This is a genomic window from Thiorhodovibrio frisius (genome assembly GCF_033954835.1).
GTDB lineage: Bacteria > Pseudomonadota > Gammaproteobacteria > Chromatiales > Chromatiaceae > Thiorhodovibrio > Thiorhodovibrio frisius.
On record NZ_CP121471.1, the window covers coordinates 2036206 to 2052874 of the forward strand.

The following is a 16669-nucleotide window of genomic DNA, read 5'->3' on the forward strand; positions in this document are numbered from 1 at the left end:
TGCTGACACCAGTGCTGATCAGCCGCAAGGTTCCAGTCGGGAGTGGTTTTTGAGCGATATCCCAACCAGCGATACTCCAACTAGGACGCAGGCCAGTCCGCAACCCGGCACGCTCGATGATCTCTATGCCGAGTCCGAGCACTGGCAGGTCAACACCGGCGGCAAGACCATCCATGCCAAGCGTCTGCCCGGGCGCTGGCGGCGCATTAAGTGGTGGGCCGCATCCGTCTGGCTGATCTTTTTCCTTGGGCCCTATCTGCGCTGGGATGGACGCCAGGCGGTGCTCTTTGATATTCCCCATCGCCAGTATCATTTGTTTGGCGCTACCGTGCTGCCGCAGGACTTCTGGATGCTGTCCCTGCTGCTGCTGTTCTTCGCCATTCTGCTCGCGGTGGCCACGGCGCTGGCCGGGCGGGTTTATTGTGGCTTTTTCTGCTTTCAGACGGTCTGGACGGATATTTTCACCCTGATCGAGGAATGGCTCGAAGGTGATCCACGCCAGCGGCGCGCGCTGGATCGGGCGCCTTTGAGTCTCCACAAGCTGCGCATTAAGAGCGCCAAACATCTGTTGTGGCTGTTGATTGGCTTCGCCACCGGCTGGAGCTTTGTCGCCTGGTTTTATGGTGTTTTTTCACTTTGGCGGGACTTCTTCACCGGCCAGGCCAATGGCGCCGTTTATGCTTCTGTCGCGCTGTTCACCGTCGGTACCTATCTGCTGGCGGGCTGGCTGCGCGAACAGGTTTGTTTCTGGCTCTGTCCCTATGCGCGTATTCAGGGGGTAATGCTTGATCGCACCACCCTGGTGCCGGCCTATGACCTCAACCGTGGCGAGCCGCGCGGGCGGCTGCGCAAAGAGGCTTTAGGCGATGCGACCGGGCAGGGTGACTGTATCGATTGCAATCAATGCGTCGCCGTTTGCCCGACCGGCATCGACATCCGCGCCGGTCAGCAGGAGGGCTGCATTACTTGCGCGCTCTGCCTCGATGCCTGCGATCAAGTGATGGATAAAATCAGCCGCCCGCGCGGTCTGATTCGCTACGCCTCGCTCGATGAACTCGAAGGCCGACGGGTCAGACCCATGCTGCTGAGCGTGCGGGTCTGGGTTTATCTGGGAATTCTGGTGCTCTCGGTGCTGGGCATCGGCTATGGTTTTTCGACCCTGGTCAGCATTGAATTGAACGTGCTGCACGAACGCTCGCCGCTGTTCGTGGAGTTAAGCGATGGCTCCATTCAGAACAAATACACGCTGAAGGTGCTGAATAAATCCAATGATGATCTTCAGGCGCAGATTGCCGTCAGCAGCCCGGTACCGATTGAAGTCAGGGGAATCGAGCATAGCCTGAGCATGCGCCATGGGGAGGTGACGCCCATGATGGTCTTTATCCGCATCGAGCGCGCGCATCTGACCGGCGAGAGTATTCCCATCTTTTTTACCGCCGAGGCCAGCCTGGCGGATGGGACTCAGGCCACGGCAGAACGGGAGAGTGCGTTTTTCGCGCCCGGCCCTGATTGAAGCTCTGAGCCTGATTGAAACTGTGAGCCTGATTGAAGCTCTGAGCCTGATTGAAACTGTGAGCCTGATTGAAACTGTGAGATGGCCCCCGTTGGCTGCCGCCAGCCTTAGCTGGTTGCCGTGCCCACCAGTTCCAGGAGATGACAAAGATGACAAGGACACCAGTAAGCGCCTCGCATGTGCCGCCCGCCGAAGCGCCCCTGTCCGCGACGCAATCTGCCTGGCAAAGCCCCTGGGTGCGTGCTTGGATCGCGCTGATTGTCGTGGTGCTGGCGGTCAATATCCTGATGGTGACTCTGGCTGTTGTCACCAGCCCGGGTCTGGTGGTGGATGACTACTACGAACGTGGCCGCGCGATGGAAGAGAGCATTCGTTCGCGCGCTGCTGCCAACAAAGACCACATGCTGGAGGCAGATATTCCACCGGACCTCAGGGCCGGGCAGCCAAAAAACCTGCGTTTTTTTGTTGTGGACAAGGTCGGGCAGCCGGTGACGCCAGATGCGGTGCGCCTCTTTGCCTATCGACCCTCGGATGCCGGGCAGGATTTTTCACTGCCCATGTTGGTGGAAGCGCCGGGGCGCTATGGTGCCGAGGTCAGCTTCCCGCTGCCGGGCCTGTGGGACATGCTAATCGAGGTCACCGAAGGCGAGGCCAGCTACCGACTTGATAAACGCCTCTACGTGAATCCATGAGGCGAATGAGCGAATCAACTTGCCCGCTTATACCCAAATCACATGGGATTTCGGCGAGTTTTGGGCCGGGTGCCGGTCGCGGGGGACGCCGTGAATACGTCCTTGTAGGCTTCACGGCGGCGTCCGGCCGCCGAGACCCCCGCGCCCGACACCCGGCCCAAGACCGAAAACTGATTTGCGATGGGTATAAAGCCGTTATTCGCTCTGTCTGGCATTGATGGATCCCCCGTCGCGCTGCTTCCACTGCGGTCTGCCGATCACGCCCGCAAGCGCCGTGCGTGGTCAGATTGCCGGTGGCGAGCGCCACTTTTGTTGCCATGGCTGCGCGGCGGTGTGCCAGGCAATCCACGACGCCGGCCTTGATGGCTTCTATCAGCGCACCCCTGATGGCGAGGTCTTTGGTCCGCCGCCGCAGCTGCCGCGCCAGCTTGAGTTCTACGATCTTGACGAAGTCCAGCAGGAGTTCGGCGACATTTCCAGCGACGAACGTGAGCTGCAACTGGCGGTCGAGGGGATTCACTGCGCTGCCTGCGTTTGGTTAATTGAAAATGGCTTATCCGCCATGCCCGGGGTGACCGATGCGCGAGTGAACCTGACCGGGCGGCGGCTGCGCTTGCGCTGGGACAATGGCCGTCTGCGCCTGTCGCGCATCCTGCGGCGCCTGGGCGAACTGGGCTATGCTGCCGTGCCTTATGATCCCGGTGCGGCCGAACTTGGCTTGCAACGACGCAATCGGGCGCTGCTGTATCGCCTGGCTTTCGCCGGCTTTGCAGCCATGAATCTGATGTGGATATCCATCGCCCTCTATGCCGGGGCGGATCAGGGCGAGTTCCGCACCTTGTTTCATTGGGTCGGCTGGCTGTTGGCCACGCCCACGCTGCTCTATGCTGGCGGGCCTTTTTTTGCTGGCGCCTGGCGCGGACTGCGCCAACGGCACCTGGACATGGACCTGCCCATCGCCATCGGGGCGACCATCACCTACGCCTATTCGCTGGTTGTGACCTTGACCGGGCAGGGGGATGTCTACTGGGATACCCTGGTCAATTTTCTTTTTGTGATTCTGCTCGGGCGCTACCTGGAGGCCATGTCGCGCCGTCAGGCGGTCTCGGCCACCCAGCGCCTGCTTGATCTTCAGCCCCGCGCAGCCACTGTGCTGCGCGATGGCGAGGAAGCCCTGGTTCCAATGCGCGCCGTGCGCCCCGGCGATCAACTGCTGATCCGCCCTGGTGAGCGGGTGCCGGCTGATGGCCTGGTGGAGCAGGGCAGCAGCGCGGTTGATGAATCCCTGCTCACCGGCGAGTCGGAGCCGATCATGCGCGGTCCCGGTCAGCCAGTGGTGGCCGGCAGCCTGAATGGCGCCGGGGCGCTGCGGGTGCGGGTGACCGCCGTGCTGCGCGAGACCCAGCTCGGGCGCATTCTGCATTTGGTCGAGGAGGCCCAGGCGAGCAAGGCACCGATTCAAAGCCTGGCTGATCGGGTGGTGCCCTGGTTTGTTGGTGCCACCCTGTTGCTCGCGCTTGCAACCGGCCTGTTTTGGTGGCGGGCCGATGCGGCTACGGCGGTGCTGGCAGCCACCTCGGTGCTCATTATCACCTGTCCCTGCGCCTTTGGGCTCGCCACGCCTATGGCCATGGCGGTGGCGGCCGGCAGCGCCGCCCGTCACGGCATCCTGATCAAGCAGGGCGCCGCGCTGGAGCGCTTGTCCAGCGTAACCCGGGTGGTGTTCGATAAAACCGGCACTCTGACGCGCGGCCAACCCCGGCTAGTGGCTTTGATGGACGCGCGCGGTCTGTGGCGTGCCGATGAAACTGGTGAGCCCTTGAATGCGTCTCGACAACACTGGCTGACCCTTGCAGCGGCGCTGGAGCAACTCTCCGAGCATCCGCTGGCGCGCGCACTGACGGCCTTCGCCCGCGAGCAGGGGTTGGTCGACATGAATCTGACGGTTGCTGATGTCCGCATGGAACCCGGACGCGGGGTTGTTGGTCGTGTTGATGGCCAAGTCCTGGCCCTGGGTTCGGCAGCCTGGCTGCAAAGCCTGGGGATTGCGCTGCATGCGAGCTTGGAATCGCCAACAGACTGGCCGAGGGCGACCCTGCTGCATCTGGCGGTAGATGGTCGGGAAGTGGCGCGCCTGCTGCTGCGCGACGATCTGCGCGAGGATGCGCGCGCGGCAGTGGATGCGCTGCTGGCCGCTGGGCTTCAGGTCTCCCTGCTCAGCGGAGACCGTCAGACAACGGCGAGCGAGATTGCCAAACGCTTGGGCGGGATTGAAGCCATTGCCGAGGTGCTGCCAGAGGGCAAGTCGGCAGTGATTGCCGGTTTGCGCGCGGCCGGGCAGCGGGTCGCCATGGTCGGCGATGGGGTGAATGACGCACCGGCGCTAGTGCGTTCTGATGTAGGCATCGCCCTTGGCAGCGGGACCGATGTCTCCATGGCCAGCGCTGATATCGTCCTCACCGGCAATGAACTTGTGCGCGTACCCCAGGCACTGGCGCTGGCAAGGCGCACTCTGGGGATTATCCGCCAGAACATCGGGTTGTCGATTGCGTACAATCTGGTCATGGTGCCGCTGGCCATGGCGGCGTTGATCACGCCCCTGGTGGCGGCCATTGCCATGCCGCTGAGTTCGCTCGCGGTGATCGGCAACTCAGCGCGCATTGGTCGTATACCGAAACTCTTTAAGATTTAGGCTCGTTCTGGGCCGGGTGACGGCCACGGGGGACGCCGTGAATACCTCCCTGTAGGCTTCCCGGCGGCGTCCCTGATCCGATAAGGGCCGCCGAAACCCCCGTGGCCGTCACCCGACCCAAAACCATTAGTTTGCGATTGGTATACCCCTGATGCGCTCTAAATTCTTCCCACCGCCTAGTGCCCACTGATCCTCAATGGAAGTCATCTATGGTTTGATTCCCGGCATGCTGCTGCTCGGACTTGCCGCGGTTGGCGTGCTTTTCTGGGCCGCGCGCAGCGGGCAGTTCGACGATCTCGAAGGTGACGGACAGCGTATTCTGCTGGATGACGACATCAAGCCTGATGATCCGCGCCGCTTTCCGGGTGCGGATGTCGAGGATTGAGCGTTTCTTCCGGCTGCTGATGCGGAATGTCGGTCTATAGCCTGCTGAGGTGCGTCAACTCTTGCCCGCGTTCGCCGCATGTCGGGTCACGGCACCGGCGGGAGTCGACTGCTGACCGTCTTGTTCCGGTGGGTTGAGCAGGATGCGGGCGATGGTGCCACCACCGGGCCGGGCGCCCAGATGAATCTCGATGTCGTTGGCCATTGCCAGTTGGCGCGCCACTGCGAGACCCAGGCCGGTGCCGCCGGTCCCCCGGTTGCGCGATTGTTCCAGGCGGAAAAACGGCCGAAATACCGCATCGAGGGATTCGCTGGGGATACCGGGGCCACGGTCGAGCACCTGAATCTCAACACCCTCGGCACAGCCCTGCTGAAGGATCTCTACGGTCTGATAACTGTAGCGCAGCGCGTTTTCGATCAGGTTGCCGAGGATGCGCCTGAGCGCCATCTCGTTGATGTTAGCGGGGCAGGGGAGGCCAGGGCGGCAGCGGATGCGCTGACGTTGGCCGACCACTTCTTTGATGATCTCATTGATATCAAGATTCTCCTTTGCGCCGGCGCCCAGGCTTTGGCCGAGCTCCATCGCCTGGCGAATGAGCTGATCCATCTCCTCGATGTCGCGCGTCATGCGATCACGTTGAGGGTCGCTGACCTGCTCGGGCAACATCTCGACGGCCAGCCGCAGGCGCGTCAGCGGAGTGCGCAGGTCGTGCGAGATGCCGGCCAGCAGCACCGTTCGATCAGCCAGCAGTTCGCGAACTTGCTGGCTGGTCTCGTTGAAGCGCCGTGCCAGATTGGCCAGCTCCAGGGGGCCGGTCTCCGGCAGTGGTTCCGGCGAGCGCCCGCGCGCGACTTCCTCGGCCGCGCGCGACAGGCGCGTTAAGGGGATGGTGACGCGCCTGGCCAATACGGTGGCCGTGACCAAAATAAGCACAAGGGCCATGATTGAGACCAGCGCCACCCCCTCGAGCGGTTTGGTATTGATGCGACCGCGCGGAAATCCGACCCAGACAGGGCCATGCTCGGTATCCATGCGCAGCCAGAACCAGCGCTCCTCTCCGAGGAGATTGCTCTCGACCTGCACCGGGTGTCCGAGCTGGGCTGCGATGGATTTAGACAGACGAGCCGTGTAGGGGAAGAAATAGGGCTCCAGGTCGTCTGGGCGTTCGCGCTGTGGTCGCAGTTCGAGTTGGTAGTCCTGGCGCAGACGCTTGCGGTATTCCTCGCGCAGCGGTTGTGGCAGCTTCACCAGGGTGCGCGCGGAGAGGTCCATGAGCGCGGCCAAGTCACTGGTGGCGCGCTGGACCACCGGCGACAGGGCGTAGTGCACGATGGCGACGAAGGTGACCAGCGCAAAGCTGCCAAAGGTCAGCACCAGGGTCAGCAGTGCGCGGCTGAATAGCGAGCTTGGCAGCCAGCGGTGCCGGCGGGTCATGGTTGCCCCTGGGGTGTGAAAATATAGCCACGGCCCCAGACGGTGCGAATGTAGCGCGGGTTTTTCTTTTCGTGCTCGATTTTGGCGCGCAGCCTTGCGACCTGCACGTCGATGCTGCGGTCGAAGGGGTTGCGTTCGTATCCTTTGAGCAGGTCTAACAGGCGGTCGCGGTCGAGCAGGCGGTTGGGGTGCTCGCAGAACACGCGAAGCAAGTCGAATTCACCAGGTGTCAGGCTAATCGGCTCGCCCGCGCGCTCAAGCTGACGCATGGGAATGTTCAGCTGATAGGGACCGAAGCTGCGGCTGTCTCCGGGGGTAGCCTGTGGTTCTTCGGCGGCAGGGCTGTGTCGGCGTAGCACCGCGCGGATGCGGGCCAACAGTTCGCGCGGATTAAAGGGCTTGGACAGATAGTCATCGGCGCCGACCTCGAGCCCAACGATGCGATCAACATCATCTCCGCGCGCCGACAGCATGATGATGGGTGTGCTATGGCTCTGGCGCAGCCGCCGCGCCAGGCTGAGTCCGTCCTCGCCCGGCAGCATCAGGTCAAGGATGATGATGTCGGCGGACTCGGTGTCGAGCCAGCGGAACATCTGCTCGCCATCCTCCACTCCCGCAACCTCGAAACCCTCGCGTTTCAAGTAGTCGAGCAAAAGATCGCGCAGACCCTGATCGTCATCCACGACCAGCACGCGGGCTTTTTCAGCGATTCTAGGTGGCGTGTTGTCCATGGGTTTGGCATCCGGTTGCTTGGCAGAGGCTGGTGTCTTCAGTTCTATACCGAAAACCTTTCAGATTGCAGCTGGTTATTGGTCTTGTAACGGCCACGGGGGACGCCGTGAATACCTCCCTGTAGGCTTCCTGATGGCGTCCTGCCGCCGAGGTCCCGGTGGCCGTCACCCGACCCGGAACCAATAACATGTCTGCGATTGGTGTATCTGATGGGATTGTTGCGTACCGGTTAGGCACTGATGTCGCGGATTGAGAATGATCAATTTGTTGTCGCAAGTGGAGAAATGTGACTTTTTTCCTGGCATCCTGATTACAAGTTGTTACAATATTAGTATATAAGGAAATAACAGAGTAACCTCTTTCGTGCAATATCCTGACTATCGGCTGAAGGACTTTGACCGCTCCGCTCCGTCACTCGCTGGCGTTGAGCGCATTTTTGACCTGAATCATAAGGATTCATGATCCGCGGCGGCCAGGACCTTCAGCATTCGTCAGGCTTAGGACATTATTTTGGAGGAAAAAGCATGATTTTTGACGCTTTGACTATCAGCGGGCTTTTGGTTGCGATCGTCTCCGGCGGGTTTCTCGTCGGGATCGTCAGTCACAACGGCGCCAAGACACGCAAGAGAGGCAACTCCGTCGCCAAACCCAACGCATGAAGCAAACTCCGCGCCCCCCGGCGCGGAGTTTGGCCCCGCAAGGGGCCTGATTGCAGGTGGGCGCGGGACAGAGTTGTTTCCAAAGGCTTCAGTAGCAGGCGGCGTCCAGAAGGGCGCTTACCTCTCTGCGTGCTGTGATCACTCCCAATTTGATCAATCCCAGTATGATCAATCCCAGTGTGATCAATCCTGTTATCAGCAATGGCAATTCCAGTATCTCCAGTCTCTAGATACCCCTTCCTAACATTCCGGGCTAAGGACCATGGCCCCGGCAGCCCCGGAGAATAAATCCGCTGTTTCAGGGTAATCTGAGTTCTCCAACACAGACTCCGATTCACTGAATCGCCACTCATGGCTGTTCGCTTTTAGCGCTTGCGCATGTTTTAGGGTAGCAAGCCTCTTCGCCGTTGCAGCGGTCTTCTCTGGCCGCTGCAACGGTGTTTTTTTGTCTCCGCACTTTTTCCACCCGGCTCGTTATAATCCATCGGCTCCCCGGGATACTTCCGGCCAGGCAAGGCAAACCTTGTCGTTATCTGAGTGTGGGGTTCCGATGCGCGCTTTTTTCTCATTGATCTCGGTCCGCACGCTGGCGGCTCTCTTTTTTACCGGGGCTGCCCTCTATCTCGCAACCCTGGTGCCGACGCTTGAGATTGCCTGGGTCATGGTGGTGCTGATGCTCACCATTTTTCTGTTTGCCTTCGAGGTGGTCGGGGTGGACGTCGCGGCGGTGACGGTGATGCTTTTGCTCGGGCTAACCAGTCTGGTCGCTCCGGCAATGGGCCTGGACGCCGGGTTGGTGCCGCTGGAGTCTTTGTTTGACGGCTTTGCCTCCAATGCGGTCATTTCCATCATCGCGGTCATGATCATTGGCGCCGGGCTGGATCGCACTGGAATCATGTCCCAGGTTGCCGCCTTTATTATGCGCGTTGGTGGTAAGACCGAGGCGCGCATTATCCCGCTGATCTCGGGCACCGTGGCGGTGATTTCGTCCTTTATGCAGAATGTTGGCGCGGCGGCGCTCTTTCTGCCGGTGGTCAGCCGCATTTCGGTACGCACCGGGCTTGCGATGTCGCGGTTGCTGATGCCGATGGGCTTTTGCGCCATTCTTGGCGGCACCATGACCCTGGTTGGGTCGAGTCCACTGATTCTTCTGAATGATTTGATTCTCACCACCAACGAAATCCTGGCGCCGGAGCAGCGCATGGAGACCTTCAGCCTGTTCTCAGTTACTCCGGTTGGGATTGCTCTGGTGGTGACAGGGATTTTGTATTTCGTGATTGCCGGCCCTCTGGTGCTGCCAACGCGTGGGAGCGAGCATCTTGAGTCCCATGATCCCATGGGCTATTTTGCCGAGACCTACGGCTTTAGCGATTTTTTGGTCTACGAGGCGGTGGTTCGCGACTCCAGCCCACTAGTCGGTGTCAGTGTCGATGAACTCGAGCAGCGCTGGCGGGTGCGGGTGATTGCGATCGATAAGGGTGATGGCGTGCGTCTGGGGTCGGACGGGGTTGATCGCACTTTGGGTGTCCAGGCAGGCAGTACACTTGGTTTGATCGCGCCGGCTGAGATGTTGGCCGATTTTGTCGCTGCCTCCGGGGTCGAGGTCAAGCCCGATCTTGAGCGCTTCGCCGATGCACTCTCCGGCGGAAAAGCCGGGATTGGCGAGCTTGTGATTCCGCCGGGCTCCGGTCTGCTTGGTAAGACAGCGCGCGATGTTTGGATGCGAAAGATCTACGGGTTGTCGTTGCTGGCGATTCGCCGCGGTGATGATACTTTGACCTTTCGCACCGGCGGGGTGCGCAACATGGCGTTCAAGCCGGGCGATACTCTGGTTGTGCACACGACCTGGGCTGATCTGCATCGGCTGGAAAGCGACCGGGATTTCGTGGTGGTCACCACCGAATACCCGCACGAGGAGCTTCGGCCGCACAAAGTGCCGGTGGCGCTCTTGTTCTTTGTCATCACCCTGGGCCTGGTGCTGTTTACCGACCTGCGCCTCTCGGTGGCGCTGCTAACCGGCGCCGTTGGCATGGTGCTCTCCGGGGTGCTGAGCATCGAAGAAGCCTACGAGGCGGTGAGCTGGAAGACGGTGTTTCTGCTCGCCTCACTGATTCCGCTCGGTATGGCGGTGGAAACCTCCGGCACTGCGACCTGGATTGCCGATGAGACGCTGCGCGTGCTGGGTGACTTGCCAATCTGGGGCATTCAGGCCGCCGTTGCGGTGCTGGCCACCTTCTTTACCCTGGTGATGTCCAACGTGGGGGCGACCGTGCTGCTGGTGCCCTTGGCGGTGAATATCGCCCTTGGCGCCGGAGCCAACCCGGCGGTTTTCGCGCTGACCGTGGCCATTGCCACATCCAATTCTTTTCTGATCCCCACCCATCAGGTTAATGCCTTGATCATGGGGCCGGGCGGTTACCGGGTCCCGGATTATCTGCGCGCCGGCGGCATTATGACGGTGCTTTTCCTGGTGGTGTCGCTAACGGTGCTGAACCTGCTTTATTGATGATCGACCTGAGTTGATCGTCAGGCCCTTGGGATGGGGTTCCCCGCCTTCAGGGCGCGCTCAGGTGGAGAGATCGCAGATCAGTCGCGCCTTGCCGCCGTCGATAACCAGATCCGTGGTGGCATCCAGGGTGTTGTTCGGGTCATTGGCCATGTCGAGTTTGGAGCGCTGGACCAATGGTTCAAAGATTGCCTTTGCCTCGGGTGCGGCGGCGTCGAACTCCACCATCAACACATGAATGCCGTTGCCTTTGCCGAGGCCGAACTGAATCTGCTTGACTGGTACCTGGTGCCATGCGCCCTGCACTGGAATGGAATACATGCGGAAGTCGGGCTGATCGGTGACACTGATGGCGCCGATGGCTTTCTGCAGCTCTGGCTGTAGCACCCCGATTGCTTGCTTTGGGTTCGCTAGGTGGCGCCAGAATCCCTCGAGCATCTTGTTGTATTGACATTGATGCTCAACACCGTCAAGCAGCGAAGAGAGGTCGGCTCCAGCAACAGCGGGACTCGCAGGCGCCGTATCAGCTTCGGATGTGGACTCGGCAGGGGTCTCGGGTGCCGGAGGGGGCTCGGCGAATGCAAGCGGCGCGGCCAGCACCAGGGCGCTGGCGGTGCTGATCAGCCGGGTTGTCGAGAGGCAGGTCGAGAAATTGGGTTTCAGCGTTATGTTCATGGCTGGCAGTAGTTGTGGGTTACGAGAGGCATTCATGGCTCAATCGCGATCAGTTTACGCGAAATTCGCGCGACTGTCAGTATCACGCAACTGTTGCCAAAATGCCAAGGCTTCGCGTCTGGTGTCGGCCAGGTCGATGATTGGACGCGGATAAGTGATGCCAAGTTCCACGCCAGACTGTTGTAAAATAGCAACGGGCGCTGTCCAGGGCGCATGCAGATAGCGCTTAGGCAGGCGGGTAAGCTCCGGGCACCAGTGACGCACATAAACTCCCTCGGGATCGAAACGCTCGCCCTGGCGCACCGGATTGAAAATGCGAAAGTAGGGCGCTGCGTCGGCACCGCAGCCGGCGGTCCACTGCCATCCTTGTGTGTTGTTGGCCAGGTTGGCATCTACCAGGGTGTCCCAGAACCAGCGTGCTCCGGTCTGCCAGGGAATGCGCAGGTTCTTGGTCAAAAAGGAGGCGACAATCATGCGCACCCGGTTGTGCATCCAGCCGCTGTGCCAAAGCTCGCGCATGCCGGCATCAATGAGCGGAATCCCGGTCTGGCCTTGCTGCCAGGCGCGGAGTAGCTCGGGCGGGGTGGGATCGCGCCAGGGGAAGTCCGCAAACAGCGGATTTAGCGGCACCTCAGCCGTTTGCGGAAAATGAAACAGCAGATGCACACTAAATTCTCGCCAGCCAAGCTCACGCACGAAAGCCTCATGATCACCCACCGTGGCATTGGTGGCCTTGAGCACTTCGCGCGGGCCAATCTCGCCAAAATGCAGATGCGGCGAGAGCTTCGAGCTGCCTTCAACGCCCGGCTGCTCGCGCGTTTCGGCATAGTCATGCGCGGCTTGGTCGAGAAAGCGCCGAAGCCGCGCCTGGGCGCCAGCCGCACCTGGTTGCCAGGTGGTGGGGAAAGCGGCATCCCAGCTAATGCGCGGCAGCAGGTCAAGCCTCTCCAGGGGTTGTTCCGCGAGCGATTTTGATAACTGTGTTCTGCCCGATGCGATGGCTTCTGGGAGCGGCGGCAAGACCTCGGGTGTTGGCGATGGTGCTGGAATTTCCGCCAGACGCGCCGTGGCGCGTCGCCAGAACGCGCTGAACACCTTGAATGGCTGATCAGCGCCGGTTTTGATCTCCCAGGGCTCAAACAACAATCCACCATTGTGGCTTTCGCAGCGGATGCCTTGGGCGCGCAGTTGCTGCTTGATGAAGCTGTCGCGTGCAATTCTGGCCGGTTCGTAGCAGCGGTTCCAGAATACCGCGCGGGCCGAAGTCGCGGTGATGAGCGCTTGCAGACAGGCGAGACTGTCGCCACGCAGGATGAATAAGCGCGAGCCGCGTTCGCGCAAGCAAGCATCAAGGGCTTGCAAGCTGTGATGCAGCCACCAGTTTGACGCAGCTCCGGGTGACCAGGGGGCTTCCTCGTCTGGCGCATGAAGATAAACTGGCAGCAGGCGTTCGCATCCATCCAGTGCGGCCATCAGGGCTGGATTGTCTGACAGCCGCAGGTCGCGACGGAACCACAAAATGGCGGTTGAAGGCATGGGCGTGCTCCGCAGCTAGGGACGAACTGAACTTAAAAAATACCATGTGCGTGAAGATAACCAATGGCCGAATCTCTCGAAACCGACCTGAAACATCCTGAAAAGCCCCCGACAGCAAGACCCTCTTTTTGGTCGCAGCCGAGTGCTCGGGCTAGTGGCTCGGGGCGCGTGCTGGCGGTAGTGAATCCATCTGCGGGGGAGCTGGTCGCCAGCGAATCCTTTGATGTGCCGCTGCTGAAGCCCTTGCAGGCGCAGCTGTCCAGCTATGGCGTGAAACTGGAACAGCTGGTCCTGAAACCACAGGGCTTTGGGCCCGCATTACGGGCTCGTCTCGGCGATGATTTACTGGCGATTTATGTCTTTGGCGGCGATGGCACCGTGCTGGCGGTGGTTGAGGCGCTGGGCGAGGATCGCGTCCCCATCGCCATTCTGCCGCAGGGAACCATGAACTGGATGGCGCGCGATCTGGGCATTCCAGCTGAGTCAGAACAAGCAATGCGGGTGCTGCTCGATCCCGAGGTGCGCTTAATCGACCTCGGCCAGGTCAATGGCCATCCATTTCTGTGCGCCTGCATGTTGGGCATTGCCGCCTTGCTGGCGCGCTATCGCGAACGCGACCGCCACCGTTCGCGCTGGTGGCGCTGGCCGGTGCTATTTTTTGCCGCGCTTCGGTTGTGGGGCCGTTACCCGTACTTGCGTATGACGCTGGTCGGGGATGGTGAGCGTCAGCGGTTGCGCTCGCGCACGCTGGTGGTCGTCAATAACCGTCTTGAGCGCGCCCTGCGGCGTCTGCCGTTTCGTGATCGCCTTGATGGCGGTGTGCTTGAGCTTTATGCCATGCGCCGCGCCAGTGTGCAGCGCCTGCGCGCCCTGTTGGGGCGACTGATGGCAGGCAGTTGGGGCATGGACGACGTGCTGCTGACGCAGACCAGCGCGGCTGTGCGCATTGAGGTGGCCGGGCTAAATCATCTGCCGGTGCTGGTCGATGGCGAAATTCGGCGGCTGCAGACGCCCTTGTCCTTCAGTCTGCAGCCGCGTACCCTGCCCATGCTGGTGCCGCGCGAGGACAGCTAGTTGTGTGATTTGGCCAACAGCTTGAAGATCTTGAAGTTGATGATCCAAAAGCGAACAAACTGCCAAACAAGAGAGGTGCGGAAGTAACGCGTGAACCGGGTCGGCACCGGCGGGTAATAGGCCTGCTGGTAGGGTTCGCGGTTTTTCACCGGGACTTTCGGGGACTCGGATTCAGTGCTCATGGATGCGGACTCCTCAGTGATATCTTGGCGGGCAGTAGGCGAATGAATTCGCCTACAGGAGTGACGGCGAATTTATTCGCCAGGGCGCAATTTAATCTGGCAACACATGCCAACCGGGGCCAAGCTTCGCCTGGTAGATGAAGACATAATGCAAGATGTATTTCATCCAGTGCCCTGCCAGACCGATCTCGCCGAAGGTCAGATTCATATCCCGACCGTATTCTGGGAAGGTTTCATAATCCGGCACCACCGGGAAGACGGTCATGGTCGCCGCCGTGCCCTTGAGGATGTCCAAACCGGTCGAGGCCACACAGGCTGCCCCCGTCTCGGCCATGGATGCGCGGTTCGTTGGCTCGGGTGCGCCGTTTAGCATGTCGCGGATGCTGGCGGCAACGGCCCGTCCCATAGCGGCAGAGGGCATGCCGGTGCGCGGCGGTGTGGGGCTGATCTGCGTCCCCTTGGGGTTCTTCATCACCTTGCTGATCGGATGTGGCGGGGCGAACGCAATGCCAACGGTGAAGATGTTTTTGTACAGAGGATTCTGATAGGTGCTCGGCCAATCCTCCTTACTCCAATCCTCGTACGCTTTGGGTGTGTAGTCCGCGTCCACCTTCATCATGCCGTTAGGCGCGAACAACTTATCAGTCATGTCGCCGCCGTCCTTGTCATAGGCTTTCATCCCAACACCGGCGAAGGGCGGGATTAGCATGGCGAAATCAAAGTCCAGTTCGCCCTCGGTGCCGTCGAGGGTCTCGTAATGAATCTTGCCGGGCTCGACCTTATTCACATGGGCGCGAGTAATCCACTCCATGTTGCGCTCCACCATCAGCGACTCGGCGAACACCTTGCCATTGGTCATGTAGCCGCCGCGCTTTATGTGTACGCCGCCCATGCCGAAGTCGCCTAGCTCGTACTCGTTACTGATCCACATGATGCGCGCTTTGTCGCGCACGCCATTTTGACGCAGGCAGTGGTCGATGTTGTAGATGTACTCAAAGGCTGCGCCCTGGCAGGTGCACATGCCATGGCCAGTTCCGACCACGAAGGTGCGCGTTTCGCCCCGCTTTAGTGCTTCGACGTTTTCTTGCAGCTTTTCGTTCGCCTCAATCGCATGGTCGGGGGTGCAGACAGAGACGGTGTAACCGCCATCCGGGCCAAGGCCGGGCGTGGCGCCAAAGTTCAGTTTGGGCCCGGTGGCGTTGACCAGATAGTCGTAGTCGACTTTGTCGGTCTGGCCCGCGCGCTGATCATCGGTGTACTCGATGGTGACGAAGGGCCGGGAAAGTTCCGCATCCCCCTCAGGGTGCACCGACACCCCCTTGGCCTGGCGAAAGTCGATGCCGGCCTTGCGGTAAACAGGCTCCAACTCAAAGGTGACCTGTTTCTTGGTCATTCCGCCCACGCCGACCCAGATATTGGAAGGAATCCAATTCCACAGAGGCTTGGGCGAGACGACGGTAATCTGGTGGTCACTGCCTTTCAACCAGCGGCTGAGGTAGCGGGCTACCGTGTGACCGGAAAGACCCGCTCCGAGAATAACGATTCGCGCCATGGCAAAAGCTCCCGTTGATTATAAATTGTCAATCGAAGCTACCAAAATAGGCGGCTCAGGAAAACGACCTGGATCAATGTTTCGGCGGAAACTCCAGATGTCTTCGCTTCGCGACCAGGTACAGTGCTTGCCACTGCCGAGCCACATGTGTTCGTTCAGTTCGCGCCGCTTGACGGCTTTTGGCAAAGATTGCCAGGCGCTTTCGCGGGATGGAAACGGAGACGGGAAAGCCGAAATGAATCGGGTTTTTGGCGTTTGTTTGCGCTCGTCATGCAGGACGTTTCAGGATGGCTCAGACAAGCCGCTATACGACTGCCATCATCCCGCGAATCTGCGGCACCAGATCCAATTGTCGCTGACATTGCGCTTCAACAATCTCGCTAATCGCACCGACAATCTCGGGCAACGCACCGGCATCAGCGGCGGCGTCGCGAACTTCAGGTAACTGCTTGCGGATCAATCGTACGGCGCGTTCAATCTCCTTGCGCACCTGGGCCGGGTGTGTGTCCGTCACCGCACAAAATTGCGCCCACTCATAAGCTGTGAGCTCTTGGGTGCTGAAGGCGTCGCCCACTGCCATCGCGAAGCTTTGGCTGACCTGCCCGGCGTAGACGGCACTGCAGATCAAATCATACGCTGGTGCCTGCACCGGGCCTGACGCGGTCATGTAGAACGAGAGATTCTTGGCATGTGCGTCGGCGTTGCCCAGCAACACCTGAAAAATCAACCAGCGTAGCAACTGTAGCTTTGCCTTGGCCGGTTGCGGACTCGCCTTAATCGCCGCAAAAAACACTTCGAGAGATGCGCCATCGCGAATTTCCCGCACGTCCCGATGATCGCCATAAGGCCGTTCGTACTTGTAACTGCTAGCCAGATCCAACAATTGGCAGCCGTCGATGATGTGCCACCGGCGCACTGCGGCGCCCTGTCGAAAACGATCAAATCGGCTCACACAAAGCACAGGCTCTGGCACTTGGTGCAATTCTACCGTCGCGGTGTCCAGGCCTGTCGCGGCGGCGAGCCTCATGCAAAAAAAT

At 60.4% G+C, this 16669-nt stretch carries 14 protein-coding genes; 7 read left to right on the forward strand and 7 right to left on the reverse strand.

Annotated features, from left to right (window positions below; genetic code table 11):
• Window positions 1-58 precede the first annotated feature (58 nt).
• From ccoG to ccoS, 4 genes are all read left to right on the forward strand, one after another.
• On the forward strand, window positions 59-1513 hold the full coding sequence (ccoG, locus tag Thiofri_RS09530) for a cytochrome c oxidase accessory protein CcoG (RefSeq protein ID WP_051023907.1): 1455 nt from the start codon (window positions 59-61) through the stop codon (window positions 1511-1513).
• A 149-nt stretch (window positions 1514-1662) separates the two neighbouring features.
• Complete coding sequence (locus tag Thiofri_RS09535; protein ID WP_009148437.1) at window positions 1663-2205, forward strand: FixH family protein; 543 nt, start codon at window positions 1663-1665, stop codon at window positions 2203-2205.
• A 217-nt stretch (window positions 2206-2422) separates the two neighbouring features.
• Complete coding sequence (locus tag Thiofri_RS09540; protein ID WP_009148438.1) at window positions 2423-4897, forward strand: heavy metal translocating P-type ATPase; 2475 nt, start codon at window positions 2423-2425, stop codon at window positions 4895-4897.
• A 196-nt stretch (window positions 4898-5093) separates the two neighbouring features.
• The gene (gene ccoS, locus Thiofri_RS09545; RefSeq protein ID WP_009148439.1) at window positions 5094-5282 is read left to right on the forward strand and encodes a cbb3-type cytochrome oxidase assembly protein CcoS; all 189 of its coding nucleotides are present in this window, start codon (window positions 5094-5096) and stop codon (window positions 5280-5282) included.
• 54 nt (window positions 5283-5336) lie between these two features.
• Here the strand turns inward: ccoS and Thiofri_RS09550 are convergent, their stop codons facing one another.
• On the reverse strand, window positions 5337-6716 hold the full coding sequence (locus Thiofri_RS09550; protein WP_009148440.1) for an ATP-binding protein: 1380 nt from the start codon (window positions 6714-6716) through the stop codon (window positions 5337-5339).
• Entirely contained in the window at window positions 6713-7447 is a 735-nt protein-coding gene (locus Thiofri_RS09555) for a response regulator (protein WP_009148441.1), read from the reverse strand. Before Thiofri_RS09555 ends, Thiofri_RS09550 begins: the two co-directional genes overlap by 4 nt.
• A gap of 525 nt (window positions 7448-7972) precedes the next feature.
• Here Thiofri_RS09555 and Thiofri_RS09560 point away from each other — a divergent pair.
• The gene (locus Thiofri_RS09560) at window positions 7973-8107 is read left to right on the forward strand and encodes a hypothetical protein (protein ID WP_009148442.1); all 135 of its coding nucleotides are present in this window, start codon (window positions 7973-7975) and stop codon (window positions 8105-8107) included.
• Between the two features lie 550 nt (window positions 8108-8657).
• Window positions 8658-10613 carry an SLC13 family permease gene (locus tag Thiofri_RS09565; protein ID WP_009148443.1) on the forward strand — a complete coding sequence of 652 codons (1956 nt, stop codon included), beginning with the start codon at window positions 8658-8660 and terminating at the stop codon, window positions 10611-10613.
• Between the two features lie 60 nt (window positions 10614-10673).
• Here Thiofri_RS09565 and Thiofri_RS09570 read toward each other — a convergent pair whose 3' ends face one another.
• Together Thiofri_RS09570 and Thiofri_RS09575 are read right to left on the reverse strand one after the other, a co-directional pair.
• Window positions 10674-11324 (reverse strand): hypothetical protein, encoded by a 651-nt coding sequence (locus Thiofri_RS09570; protein WP_009148444.1) that lies wholly within the window; start codon window positions 11322-11324, stop codon window positions 10674-10676.
• Between the two features lie 18 nt (window positions 11325-11342).
• Window positions 11343-12824: a cryptochrome/photolyase family protein gene (locus Thiofri_RS09575; RefSeq protein ID WP_009148445.1), complete on the reverse strand. Its 1482-nt coding sequence runs from the start codon at window positions 12822-12824 to the stop codon at window positions 11343-11345.
• A 63-nt stretch (window positions 12825-12887) separates the two neighbouring features.
• Between Thiofri_RS09575 and Thiofri_RS09580 the strand changes: the two genes are divergently transcribed.
• On the forward strand, window positions 12888-13898 hold the full coding sequence (locus tag Thiofri_RS09580) for a diacylglycerol/lipid kinase family protein (protein ID WP_009148446.1): 1011 nt from the start codon (window positions 12888-12890) through the stop codon (window positions 13896-13898).
• Here Thiofri_RS09580 and Thiofri_RS09585 read toward each other — a convergent pair.
• From Thiofri_RS09585 to Thiofri_RS09595, 3 genes are all read right to left on the reverse strand, one after another.
• Window positions 13895-14080: a hypothetical protein gene (locus tag Thiofri_RS09585; RefSeq protein WP_009148447.1), complete on the reverse strand. Its 186-nt coding sequence runs from the start codon at window positions 14078-14080 to the stop codon at window positions 13895-13897. The two genes, Thiofri_RS09580 and Thiofri_RS09585, sit on opposite strands and share 4 nt — an antisense overlap.
• A gap of 91 nt (window positions 14081-14171) precedes the next feature.
• Window positions 14172-15632 carry an NAD(P)/FAD-dependent oxidoreductase gene (locus tag Thiofri_RS09590; protein ID WP_009148448.1) on the reverse strand — a complete coding sequence of 487 codons (1461 nt, stop codon included), beginning with the start codon at window positions 15630-15632 and terminating at the stop codon, window positions 14172-14174.
• 304 nt (window positions 15633-15936) lie between these two features.
• Complete coding sequence (locus Thiofri_RS09595) at window positions 15937-16659, reverse strand: HipA domain-containing protein (protein WP_051023841.1); 723 nt, start codon at window positions 16657-16659, stop codon at window positions 15937-15939.
• Window positions 16660-16669 lie beyond the last annotated feature (10 nt).